A 12,588-nucleotide genomic window follows, 5' to 3' on the forward strand; every position below is an offset into this window, starting at 1 on the left:
TGGTCTGGCGGTGGTGGTGGCCGGTTCGGGGCCGGCCACCACCACCGGCGGTCAGTTGCGCGTGGTGATGCTTTCCAGCCGGGCCGCCGCCTCCTCGTCGGACAGCGACGACAGCATCTCGACGAGCAGTTCCTCGATCCGCTCCGACAGGGCCCGCGAGGTACGGGCCTCGAACAGTCCGGCGACGGTGAGGTCCACCTGGAACTGCTCGCGGATGCGGGCCACCAGCTGCACCGCGATCAGCGAGTTGCCGTTGAGGTCGAAGAAGTCGTCGTCGATGCCGACCTTGTCCAGGCCGAGGGTGTCGGCCCACATCTGGGTCAGCACCCGCTGCACGTCGGACTCCGGCTCGACGTACGGCGTCATCAGGCTGCGGGTCGCCACCGACGCGGTCGCCTTGGGGGCGGCCATCAGCTGCTCGCGCAGCGCGTCGCGGGTGACCTCGCCGGCCATCCGCATCCGCTTCACGAAGCTGTCCGGGCAGACGATGATCTGCGGTGCCGCGGCCGAGTCCAGCATCTGGTGCAGCATCCGGTAGCCGTCCTCCGGCTCGATGCCGAACGCCTTCTCGTTGGAGCGCAGCAGCGCCCGTTCGAGCTGGCGGGCGATGCTGAACCTGCTCTCGTCGTCCTCGTCGGCGGCGGCCGCCGGCGCGGTGTCGCTGCCTTCCGAGGTGGACATCGAGGTGTCGTTGTACTCGAACATCGTGAAGCCCTTGATCGCGACCAGTTCCACGCCGTCCTCGTCGGCGAGCGTGATGTCGGTGCGGATCAGGGCGCCCCGGGTGTCGTCGAGGTGCCGGATGTAGCTGTAGAACCGGCGCGGCAGCGCGGCCCGGACCGTGATCCGGTCGTAGCCGAACGGCAGGTGGCTGGTCTGGCTGGCGACGACGGTCTGGCCGAGCGCGGTCGCCTTGTCCAGCAGCGCCGGGTGCAGGCCGAACTCGTCGAGGTCGCCGAGGAACTCCTCGCCCAGCTCGAGCAGGACCAGCTCGTCGAAGAGGCCCTGGTCGGTCTGGTCGCCGTGCCAGTGCGCCCGGATGCTCTGCTGCCAGCGCGGGCCGAGGGTGATGATGCCCTCGGTGACGCCCTCCGGCTCGTCCTCGACGTGGCAGATCGCCTTCCACGCCGACACGTCGTGCCGCGGGGCGTCGTCGCGCGGGCCGGGGCCGACCTTGGCGGTGGTGAACTCGACCGGGTTGCCGCCCTCGCTGTCCGCGTCGGCGATCAGCACGTCGTAGACGCCGTTCGGCTTCGGGGTGAGGATGATGTGCACCGTACGGCTGTCGACGAACTGCACCGGACGCATGAAGACGACGTCCCGGATCTCGGCGGTCCGCGAGCCGGTGACCTCCTCGTACGCGGCCCGGACGAGTTCGACCAGGCTGGTGCCCGGCATCGTCGGCAGGCTGTCGAGCTGGTGCTCGGCGGTGACCCAGTCCTCGGTCGACAGGTTCTTGACGAAGATGACCTGGTCGCTGCCGGCCCGCACGAGCCGGCTGCCGAGCAGCGGGTGGGCCACCTTCTCGTAGCGGTCGCCCAGCTCGAACGAGGTCAGCAGGTCGGGTACGTCGATGTCGAACGCCATCCCGAGCTTGGTCCAGATCGGCCAGTTGATCGACACGACGTGGGTGTTGCCGCCGCTGCGCGACTGCGCGTACGAGTCGAGGATCGAGTTGGCCGAGCAGTAGTCGAACAGCCCGAAGTCGCCGGAGAAGACGGTGAACGACGAGTAGAGGACCAGCAGGTCGATGCTGTCGCCGAACACCTCCTCGATGGCCAGGGTGCCGAAGACCTTGGCGGCGAGCACCGCCTCGGCGTCGGCGAACTGGCGGGTCTCCAGCATGCCGCCACCGGTGATGCCGGCGGCGTGCAGGACGCCGTTGACCGGCCCGAACGCGGCCTCGGCCTGGGTGCGTACGGCCCGCAGTGCCTCGGTGTCGGTGACGTCGGCGGCGACGACCAGCACCTCGCCGCCGGCCGCCTCGATCTCCTCGACGGCCCTGATCCGGGCGGTGACCGCGGTCTCGGGGCCGGCGAGCAGGTCCCGCCACTCCTCGCGGGGCGGCAGTCCGGACCGGCCGACGAGGACCAGCCTGGCGCCGTGGTGCTCGGCGAGGTCGCGGGCGGTGACCAGGCCGATGCCGCCGAGGCCGCCGGTGATCAGGTAGACGCCGCCGTCGCGCAGCAGCCGCCGCGCGGCGCCGACGCCGTCGAGGGCGACCTCCTCGTGCGACCAGAGCCAGCGCTTGCGGCCGCGGTAGGCGACCACCTGGTCGGCGCTGCCGCTGGAGATCTCGCGGAGCAGCTGCTCGGCGACGGCGCGTCCGGACGACACGTCGATCGACCGGCAGGTGGTGTCGCTGAACTCCTTGGGCAGCAGCTTGACGAAGCCGTCGACGCCGCTCTTGACCGGCTCGATCCGCTCGCCGCCGACGACGTCGCGCAGTTCGCTGGTGAGCAGGTAGAGGTCCAGCGGCGGGCTGGCCGGGTTGCGGGACACCGCCTGGGCGGCGGCGAGGATGCTGAAGAAGCCGCGGGAGAGGCCGTCGCGGGCCCGGTCCCGGCCGGTGTCGCCGGCGAGGTCGCCGACCAGCCAGCCGTGCACGATCTTCAGCCGTTCCGGCTGGTCGGCCAGGGCGGCCGCGACGACCGCGGAGTAGTCGGCCAGTTCGCCCGGCCGCACCGTGTAGGCGTCGCCGTCGGCGTGCTGCTCGGCGCCGGCCCGTACGGAGACCACGGTGGCGCCGGCGGTGCGCAGCCGGGCGGTCAGCTCGGCCACGACGCCGCCGTCGGCCGGCTCGAACACCACCCAGGCGGCGGCGGTGTCGACGTCCGCCGGGGCGGGTGGCGAGGTCTCCTTCCACACCGGTACGTAGTAGGGCCCGGTCTCGGTGTTCGCGGCGACGTCCTGCGTCGACGCGGTGGCCTGCGCGCCACCCTCGAGCCAGGACCGCTGCTTCTCGTACGGCACCCGGGGCAGCGCGACCCGGTGCCGCCGCTCGCCGCCCCACAGCGCGGCGAAGTCGATGTCGGCGCCGGTCTGCCAGACCTGGCCGAGCGCGGCGAGCAGTACGGCGGTGTCGGGCTGACGCTGCTGCGGGTGGCGCATCGTCGAGACCGCCAGCCCCTGCCGGTCGGCGCCGAGCTGGCGGCGGGCCAGGCTGGACAGCGTCTGGCCGGGGCCGAGTTCGACCAGGACCCGGGCGGCGGCGGACAGCAGGCCGACGGCGTCGGCGAACCGTACCGCGCCCCGCAGGTGCGCGGCCCAGTACGCCGGGTCGGTCGCCTGCCCGGCGGTGATCCAGTCGCCGCTGAGGTTGGAGACGAACGGGATCGTCGGCTCGCTGCGCGGCACCGCCGCGACCAGCTCGGTGAACCGGTCCAGGATCGGGTCCATCATCTGCGAGTGGAAGGCGTGCGAGGTGTGCAGCGCGCGGCCCTCCATGCCCTGCACGGCGAGCACCGCCTTGAACTGCTCGACGGCCTGGTCCGGTCCGGAGACCACGACGAGGTCGGGCGCGTTGACCGCGGCCAGGCTCAGGTCGGCCGGCAGCATCGAGGTGACCACCTGCTCCGACATCGGCACCGAGAGCATCGAGCCGGCGGGCAGTTCCTGCATCAGGGCGCCCCGGGCGGCGACCAGGCGCAGCGCGTCGTCGCGGGTGAAGACGCCGGCCAGCGTCGCGGCGACGTACTCGCCGACGCTGTGGCCGACCATCGACCCGGGCCGCAGGCCCCAGCTGAGCACCAGCTTCGCCATCGCGTACTCGACGACGAACAGCGCGGGCTGGGTCACCGCGGTCTGGTTGAGCCGCTCGGCCGCCGCGGCGGCGTCGTCATCGGACGGGAAGAGCAGTTCGCGCAGGTCCCAGCCGGTCTGTTCGCGCAGCACCTCGGCGCACTGGTCGATCTCGGTGCGGAAGACCGGCTCGGTCTCGTAGAGGTCGCGGCCCATCTGCGGATACTGGGCGCCCTGGCCGGGGAAGACGAAGGCGACCTCGCGCTTGACGCCGCGCGGCGGGATGACCCCGGGCGACGGCTGCGGTACGCCGGCGGCGAGCCGGTCGCCGGCCTCGGTGCCGTCGGTGGTGACCACGAAGCTGCGGACCGGGCGGGCGGTGCGGCCGACCGCGAGGGTGTACGCGGCGTCGGCCAGTTCCTCCGGCCGGTCCCGCAGGTGCGCGCCGATCGCGGTCGCGTTGGCCTCCAGCGCGGTCGGCGTACGGGCCGACAGCAGCAGGAGCTGGTGCGCGCGGATCGGCCTCGACGACGGCTCGACGGCCGGCGCCTCCTCCAGGACCAGGTGGCCGTTGGTGCCGCCGACGCCGAACGAGCTGACGCTGGCCCGCAGCGGGCCGGAGTCGGACTTCCACGGGGTGAGGTCGGTGTTGACGTAGAACGGCGAGTTCTCGAAGTCGATCTGCGGGTTGGGCTCGTCGAAGTTGATGCTCGGCGGCAGCACCCGGTGCTGCATCGCGAGGACGGTCTTGATCAGGCCGGTGACGCCGGCGGCGGCGCCGAGGTGCCCGACGTTGGTCTTGACCGAGCCGATGCCGCAGTACTGCTTGCGGTCGGTGTGCGCGCGGAACGCCTTGGTCAGCGCGTTGACCTCGATCGGGTCGCCGACGAAGGTGGAGGTGCCGTGCGCCTCGACGTACGAGATCGTGGCCGGGTCGACGCCGGAGCGGGCGAGCGCGTCGGAGACGGCGGCGAACTGGCCGGAGATGCTCGGCGCGGTGAAGGCGCCCTTGTCGTTGCCGTCGTTGTTGATCGCGGTCGCCCGGATCACGGCGAGGACGTTGTCGCCGTCGGCGAGCGCGGCGTCGAGGCGCTTGAGGAGCACCACGCCGGCGCCGCTGCCGAAGACGGTGCCGCGCGCCTTGGCGTCGAAGGTGCGGCAGTGCCCGTCCGGCGAGTAGAGGCCGCCCTCGCTGTAGAAGTAGCCGGAGACGCGCGGGATGAACTCCTCGACGCCGCCGGCGAGCGCCATCTCGCACTCGCCGCTGCGCAGCGCCTGCGAGGCCAGGTGGATCGCGACCATCGAGGTGGAGCAGGCGCTCAGGCAGGTGAACGACGGGCCGCGCAGGCCGAGCCGGTACGACACCCCGGTGGCCAGGTAGTCGGCGGTGTTCGAGATGTTGGTGGACAGCCGGCCCATCACGTCGACGACGTCGGGGTTCTTGTTGACGTTGTCCTCGAGGTAGTTGTTGAACCCGAGGCCGCCGTAGACGCCGATGCGCCCGGCGTACGAGGCCGGGTCGTATCCGGAGTGCTGGAGCGCGGTCTCGCACTCCTCGAGGAAGATCCGCTGCTGCGGGTCGAGGATCTCCGCCTCGCGCGGGCTCATGCCGAAGTACCCGGCGTCGAACATGTCCGCGCCTTCGGTGATCGGCGCGGCCTTGACGTAGCTCGCGTCCGCGATGGACTCCTCGGAGACGCCGGCCTCCCTCAGCTCGTCGTCGCTGAAGAAGGTGATCGACTCGACGCCCCCGACGAGGTTGTGCCAGAACTCGTTGACGTCGCGCGCGCCCGGGAAGCGTCCCGCCAACCCGATGATGGCTATGTGCGCGTCTTCGACACCGCTCACGGTTTTCCCTCTCGCTTCAACCTGGACCGGACCGGCGGGTTGGTGTTCTCGCCGAGGTTGGCCGGACATGAACGTTGGAAGTCTGTTGGCCGCCCCCGAGCAGCGACAAGATGCCGGCCACTGCTTGGCGAGTAGTCGCCAGGTGACCGCACTGTCATCACCGCGCGGAGGCGTTCCGGTGGGACTTCCGGCCACCGGACACTGGGCAGGCTGTCGCGGTGCCACCGCGCGCCCGCGGTGGCACCGGTCGCGCCGCGGTTCAGAGCAGCAGCGCCACGACGGCCACCAGCAGCAGTACGACGAGGGTGCCGACCGGCACCGCCACCTGCAGCCGGTCGCGCCGGTCGCCGGTGGGCAGCGCGTAGCCGGCCGCGACGACCGTGCCGACGAGCAGGCCGGCGATGTGCGCGGCGATCGCCATGCCCGGGATGGCGAAGGTGGTCACCACGCCGAAGGCGAGCAGGACGATGGCCAGGACACTGCGTCGGCGCAGCTTCAGGCAGACCAGCAGCAGCGCGGCGAAGACCCCGAAGTTGGCGCCGGAGGCGCCGGCGGTCAGCGCGTCGTGGGTGAACAGGTAGGTGGCGATCCCGGCGCCGAGGCCGGAGAGCAGATACAGCTCCAGGAACCGGCGGGAGCCCAGGAGCGGCTCCAGCTTCCAGCCGGCGAGGCCGAGCATCACCATGTTCGCCACCAGGTGCGCCAGTCCGTAGTGGACGAACATGGAGCTGACCAGACGCCAGACCTCGCCCCGGTCGACCGCCGGACCGTTCATCTCGGTGGCCAGGTGCAGCGGGCTGACCCCGTCCCAGATCGCGGCGGCGGGGGTGAGGCCCTCCTCGAGGCCGATCATCACCAGACCGGCGACGGCGATCAGGACGTTGACCGAGATCAGGGTCTTCAGGACCGGCCGGTCGGCTCCCCCGGTGCCACCGAAGGCCGGCGCCGGGGGCGCCGCGGTGCCTCCGGGGCGTTCGTCGGTCAGCTGGTCCTCGGCCATGCCGTCCTCCTCTTCGGATGTCGGGTCGTCGGGGCCGTACACGGCGTTGCGGTCGCGGGACCAGATGCCGTCGCGCAGGCGGATCAGGGCGTAGCAGATCAGGACGGCGGTGAGCGCTCCGGACAGGAAGAGCGGGGCGCGCAGCGCGCTCTCCCGGCCGAGCAGGGGTTCGCCGAGCTTCACCACCAGGCCGCCGATCAGCGAGCCGGCGGACAGCGGCCCCCAGGCGAGCAGCCGGTAGATGCTGTTGACCCGGCCCAGCATGTGTTCCGGCACGATGCGCTGCCGGTAGGAGATGGTCACCACGTTCCACACCACGGCGAGGCCGGCACCGACCGTGAGGGCGAACGCGACCAGCAGCGCGCTGGAGGTGAAGCCGATCGTCAGGCTGACCGCGCTGTTGCCGAAGAGGGTCAGCAGCAGTACCCGGCGGGCGCCGAGCCGGGACTCCAGCATCGGCGCGAGGCCCGCGCCGGCCGCGGCGCCGACCGCGCCGACGGCGAACAGGACGCCGTACTGGGCGGCGTTGAGGTTCAGGATCTCCTGGGCGAACAGCACCTGGGTGCCGAGGATGATGGCGCTGGCCAGGTTGAGCAGGCCCAGGAAGATGCCGAGCTGGCGCAGGACGTGATGGTTCCAGAAGTAGCGCGCGCCCTGCGCCATCTCGGTCCGCAGCGACCGGCCGGCCGGGGCCGCGGCCGGGTCGGTGCCCGGCGTCGCTTCGGTGGTCGCCGTTGCCTCGGCGGCCCCGGCCGTCGCGCCGGCCGCCGGTACGGGCCCGAGTGCCGTGCCGACCGGTGGCGCGGTCGCCGCTCCGGTCGCCGGTGCCGCCTTCCGCGCCGAGGCGGTGACCAGCAGGATCAGCCCGGCCGCCAGGAGGTAGAGGGCGGCGTCGACGGCGAACGGCAGGGTCACCGCCACCGTCAGCAGCAGGCCGCCGATCGCCGGGCCGAGGAACACCCCGCCGGTGGTGTCGGCGAGGACCAGATTGCTGTTGGCCCGGTTGAGCTGCGACGGCCGCACGATCCGGGGCAGGATCGTCTGGGTGGCGTTCTCGTTGAGCACGGTCAGCGCGCCGATCGTGAACGCGACCAGGTAGACCACCCAGATGCTGGCGACGTCGGCGAACAGGACGACCGCGAGCAGGCCGACGACCAACGCCCGGCCCAGGTGCGTCGAGGAGATCAGCCGGCGGTGCTCGTAGCGGTCGACCAGCACGCCGGCCGGCAGGCTGAACAGCAGCCAGGGCAGCTCGGCCGCGACGCCGACGCCGGCGAGCAGCAGCGGGTCCCGGGTCAGGTCGGCGGCCAGCCAGGGAAAGGCGACGGTGGTGATCCCGGAACCGAGGTTGGCCACGAACATCGCGGCGAACAGCGCCCAGAAGCCGGTGCCGAGCCTGTCGGTGCGGCGCGGCGCGGGCCGTACGGCACCGGCCGGCGGCTGGTGGCCGGCGGCCGGCGGCGCGTCGGTGGCCGGAACCGGGTCCTTGGTTCCGGTGGCCGTGTGCGGGGTGCCGGCGGCCGGCCCGGCCGGTGGCGGTCCGGCCGGGCCGGCCGTGACAACGGTTCCGGCCGTGCTCACCTCGGGCGCCGGCTCACGCACGTCGCCTCCTCGTCTGGAAGGGGTGGTCGGTGGCGCCAGCGGAGGATGGTCCGAGGTGGGCCGCGAACGCGTCTAGCCGACGCCAGCGCGGGCGGCCGGGTCAACGTGGTGTCCACTTCTCGCCAGCGTCGATGCCCGACCTTGCCGGGCGGCCGACGGCGGCGAAAGACTCGGGGCGCCGACCGCTCCCGCCGGATACACGCGCGCCCGCTGGCATTCACGCGAACCGTCGGCGGGTTCCGGCACCGCCCGAGAAGTCGACAAGGAGCGCAGCGTGTTCGAGGACGACGACGACCGCCACTACACGGTGGTGGTCAACGACGAGGAGCAGTACTCGATCTGGCCGACCGGGCGCGACGTGCCGGCCGGCTGGCGGGAGGTCGGCACCACCGGCCCCAAGGCCGCCTGCCTGGAGCACATCAAGGAGGTCTGGACCGACATGCGGCCCAAGAGCCTCCGGCAGCGGATGGGCGTCTGAGGCGTGGCGGCGGACGGGCCCGTGGCGGCCCGCCGGCTGCGCACCGGCATCGCGATCGAGGGCAGCGACCTGCCGGTACGGGAACTGATCGCGCGTGCCCAACTGGCCGAACAGGTCGGCCTGGACGCGGCCTGGCTGATCCAGCTGCCCAACATGCGGGACAGCTTCAGCGTGCTGGCCGCGATGGCCGCGGTCACCGAGCGAATCCAGCTCGGCGCCGGGATCATGCCGCTCTACACCCGGCCACCGGTGGTCATGGCGCAGACCGCGGCCACCATCGACGAGGTGTCCGACGGCCGGTTCACCCTCGGCGTCGGGCTGGGGCACCGGCTCACCGCCGAGTGGTCGCTCGGCGTACCGCTGGGGCCGTCGCTGCCGGCGATGCGCGAGTACCTGTCGGTGGTGACGTCGCTGCTGCACACCGGCGAGGTGCACGTCGACGGCAAGTGGTACAAGGGCCATTCCCGGTACGCGTCCCCGCGCCGCGACGGCCTGGCCACCTGTCTCGGCGCGCTCGGGCCGAAGATGAGCGAACTCGCCGGCGAGGTCGCCGACGGGCTGCTGCTGTGGATGTGCACGGTCGACTACGTACGCGACGTCGCGATCCCGCACCTGCGCAAGGGGCTGGAACGGTCCGGCCGCGACCTCGACGGCTTCCCGGTGGTGGTGTTCGCCCCCGGCGCGGTGTCGGTGGACCGGGCCGCCGACGTCGAGTCGCTGCGCCACTACCTGTCGACGTACGCCCGGGTGCCCAACTACCGCGCCATGTACGAGGCGAGCGGGTTCGGTCCCGCGCTGGCCGGTGGCGAGATCGGTGACGACCTGCTGTCGGCCGTCGGGGTGATCGGCTCCGACGACGACGTCACCGACCGGGTCGCGCAGTACGCCGCCGCCGGCGCCACCGAGGTCGTGATCACCCCGATGGCGAGCGCCCACCAGGACCGCGACCTGTGGCGACGCACCGGCGAGGCGGCCGTACGGGCGTCCGGCGGAAAGTGACCGACGGGCCCCGGGGCAGCCTTCCGGCGGCTCCGGGGCCCGTGGCAGCTTCCCGCTAGTGCGCGGTGGCCGGCAGGTCCAGCCGGGGCCACCCGGCCACGTCGCGGCGCAGCTGACGGTCGTGGGTCGCCAGGACGACGGCCGCGTCCGTGACGCGCAGCGCCTCGGTGAGTTCGTCGACCAGGGCGATCGACAGGTGGTTCGTCGGCTCGTCGAGCAGAAGCACGTGCGGTCGCGTCGCCAGGACCATCGCCAGGGCGAGCCGACGCTGCTGCCCCATCGACAGGTCGCCGACCGGCCGGCCGAGATCGGCCGACGGCAGCAGGCCGAGCCCGGTCAGCGACAACTCCGCCCCGACGCCGGCGGTGGCCAGCCGCGCGACGTGCGTGGCGAAGACGTCCCGGGCCGAGCGCCGGTCGACGCGGGACTCCTCCTGGGCGAGCAGGCCCACCCGGGCGTTCCGGGCCCGGGTCACCGTCCCCGCAGTCGGCGGCAGCCCGCCGGCGAGCGCCGCCAGCAGGGTCGACTTGCCGGCGCCGTTCGGGCCGGTGACGACGAGGCGGGCCCCCGACTCCAGCGACAGCGTCACCTCGCGGTCCAGCCGGCCGGCGACGACGACGCCGTCCGCGACGAGCAGGCGTACGCCGGGCCGGGCCGGCATCGCGGGCATCGTGAACCGCGCCGGTGGCGGCGGTGCCGTCACCGCATTGCGCTCCAACTCGTCGCGGCGGCGGTGCACCGACCGGACCAGGGCGGGGGCGCGGGTCGCCCGCTGGTGCTTGCCGGTGCCCTTGTCCGGCCGCCACCCGGTGACCAGGCGGTTCTGCGCCTGCGACAGGTCGCGGGTCAGTCGGGTGTGGGTGGTGCGCTGCCGTTCGTACTCCTCCTCCCAGCGGTCGCGTTCGGCGATCCGGCCGGCCTGGAAGCCGGCGAGGCCACCGCCGTACACCCGGGGACGGCCGTCGCGGCTCGGGTCGAGGTCGAGAATCGTGGTCGCGACGTCGGCGAGCAGGGCCCGGTCGTGGCTGACGACGACGACCCCGCCGGGGTGCTCGCGCAGTTTCGTGGTCAGGAAGTCGAGGCCGGCCGCGTCGAGGTGGTTCGTCGGCTCGTCGAGCAGCAGGAAGTCGTGCCGGGCGCCGAGCAGGCAGGCGAGCCGGACCCGGTACCGCTGCCCCACCGAGAGTTCGTCGAGGCGCCGGTCCCGGTCGGTGACCGCGTTGAGCGCGTCCAGGGCGAGGTCGACCCGCCGGTCGGCGTCCCAGGCGTCGAGCGCCTCCGCGGCCGCCAGCGCCCCGGCGTAGGCGTCCGCGGCGTCGGGACGCCCCTCGGCGAGCCACCGGGTGCTCGCCTCGAGGGCCGCCAGCGCGGCCCGGACCTGCGCGAGTTCGGCGTCGACGGCCCGGCCGACGGTGGCCCCGTCGGCGACCGACATCTCCTGGGCGGCGGTGCCCAGGGTGCCGACGCGGTGGACGGTGCCCGCGTCAGGGGGCAGCGTGCCGTCGAGGACGTGCAGCAGGGTGGACTTTCCCCGGCCGTTCTCGCCGACGACGCCCCACCGGCTGCCCGGGGAGACCGTCATGTCGACGCCGGCGAGGACCGTACGGCCGCCACGGTCGACGCGGACGCCTTCGGCGGTGAGTTGGGCCCGGGCACGCGCGGGCAGGGTGATCGAGATGGTCATGGCTTCCTCCGGACGGAGGCACACTCGTCCCCTTCGGTGAAGGGAGGAGGTGCTTCGAGCTGACGCGACCCGGAACGGGTCGATGACGGCGTCCGACCACCCGCGGGCCCGCGGTGCGGGCGGCGGGTCGTCCGGAGTCAGCTCAGAGGAAGAGTTGGCCTGCCACGGAGTGATCGTAACAGGACGGGCGGGCCGGCCCTGGTACCGATCAGGGCTGCCCGTCGGGACCGAGGTCGGGGGCGAACTGGGCCAGCGAGACCTCGGTCGCCGCGGCGATCTCGTCCGGGCCGGCCGTGCCCGACGCCCCGACCACGTCCGCCCAGGCGTGCACCGACCGCCGGGAGAACTCCTGGCCCTGCGCCGAGTTCGCGGTCGCGACCGGGTCGTCGACGGTCTGGCCGGCGACGAAGAGCGCCAGCGCCATGACCGCGCCGTCCCAACCGGGGCCGACGTAGAGCGCGCCCGCGCCGCTGCCGGCGATCTCGATCGGCACGGTGTGTTCGAGTTCGAGCACGGTGTCGTCGCCGTCGGCGGTCAGCCGGAGTTCGACCAGGCTCGTCGGCCCGCCGAAGGTCACCTTGAGGAGTCGAGGCGGTTCGCAGGTCAGGATGTCGCCGCCGGCGTTGCCCTCGAGCTGGAACGACCCGCCGGCGCGCAGGTCGCCGCTGACCGGAAGGAACCACCGCTTCAGGCGGTCCGGGTCGGTGACCGCGTCCCAGACGTCCTCGACCGGTGCCGGGTACTCCCGGCGGAGCCGGACGCTGACGGTCTCGCCGCTGGTGGCCGGCAGCCGGCTGACCTCGCGGTGGATGGCCTTGAGTTGGCTGGCGATGTCGATCATCGGTGGTTCCTCTCCTCACCGGCCGGGCTGTCGCCCGGTGCCCCGTCGGTGCCGCCGCGCCGGCGGCGTTCCCGCCGGCCCCGGGCGAGTTCGGTCGCCAGGGCGTCGAGATGCTGCTCCCAGATGCCGCGGAAGCGCGTTAGCCACTGGTCGACTTCCCGCAGCGGCTCGGAGTTCACCGCGTACAGGCGGCGGGCTCCCTGCGCGCGGACCGTGGCGAACCCGTTCTGCCGCAGCACGCGCAGATGCTGGGACACCCCCGGCTGGGAGATCCCGAACTCCGCCCGGATGACCTCCGTGATCGCGCCGGAGGTCTGCTCGCCGTCGGCGAGCAGTTCCAGGATCCGGCGGCGGACCGGGTCACCGAGGATGTCGAAGGCGTGCACGGCACGAGT

At 73.0% G+C, this 12,588-nt stretch carries 7 protein-coding genes; 2 read left to right on the plus strand and 5 right to left on the minus strand.

The window, feature by feature from the left end; translation table 11 throughout:
• Positions 1-51: 51 nt before the first annotated feature.
• Together Prubr_RS30410 and Prubr_RS30415 are read right to left on the minus strand one after the other, a co-directional pair.
• A complete protein-coding gene (locus Prubr_RS30410) occupies positions 52-5,589 on the minus strand; it encodes a type I polyketide synthase (protein WP_212818329.1) in 5,538 nt (1,845 codons plus the stop codon).
• A gap of 259 nt (positions 5,590-5,848) precedes the next feature.
• Positions 5,849-8,191: an MFS transporter gene (locus Prubr_RS30415; protein ID WP_212818331.1), complete on the minus strand. Its 2,343-nt coding sequence runs from the start codon at positions 8,189-8,191 to the stop codon at positions 5,849-5,851.
• A gap of 274 nt (positions 8,192-8,465) precedes the next feature.
• On the opposite strand from Prubr_RS30415, the gene Prubr_RS30420 reads away from it, so the two are divergent.
• Both Prubr_RS30420 and Prubr_RS30425 read left to right on the plus strand, forming a co-directional pair.
• A complete protein-coding gene (locus Prubr_RS30420) occupies positions 8,466-8,669 on the plus strand; it encodes an MbtH family protein (protein WP_212818333.1) in 204 nt (67 codons plus the stop codon).
• A gap of 21 nt (positions 8,670-8,690) precedes the next feature.
• Entirely contained in the window at positions 8,691-9,668 is a 978-nt protein-coding gene (locus Prubr_RS30425) for an LLM class flavin-dependent oxidoreductase (protein WP_212818335.1), read from the plus strand.
• Between the two features lie 55 nt (positions 9,669-9,723).
• Here Prubr_RS30425 and Prubr_RS30430 read toward each other — a convergent pair whose 3' ends face one another.
• From Prubr_RS30430 to Prubr_RS30440, 3 genes are all read right to left on the minus strand, one after another.
• Positions 9,724-11,352 carry an ABC-F family ATP-binding cassette domain-containing protein gene (locus Prubr_RS30430; protein ID WP_212818337.1) on the minus strand — a complete coding sequence of 543 codons (1,629 nt, stop codon included), beginning with the start codon at positions 11,350-11,352 and terminating at the stop codon, positions 9,724-9,726.
• Positions 11,353-11,560: 208 nt separating this feature from the next.
• Positions 11,561-12,193 carry an SRPBCC family protein gene (locus Prubr_RS30435; protein ID WP_212818339.1) on the minus strand — a complete coding sequence of 211 codons (633 nt, stop codon included), beginning with the start codon at positions 12,191-12,193 and terminating at the stop codon, positions 11,561-11,563.
• On the minus strand, positions 12,190-12,579 hold the full coding sequence (locus tag Prubr_RS30440) for an ArsR/SmtB family transcription factor (RefSeq protein WP_212818341.1): 390 nt from the start codon (positions 12,577-12,579) through the stop codon (positions 12,190-12,192). The genes Prubr_RS30435 and Prubr_RS30440 overlap by 4 nt, the downstream gene beginning before the upstream one ends.
• Between the last annotated feature and the right edge of the window lie 9 nt (positions 12,580-12,588).

It is taken from the genome of Polymorphospora rubra (assembly GCF_018324255.1).
In the GTDB taxonomy this organism is placed as follows: domain Bacteria; phylum Actinomycetota; class Actinomycetes; order Mycobacteriales; family Micromonosporaceae; genus Polymorphospora; species Polymorphospora rubra.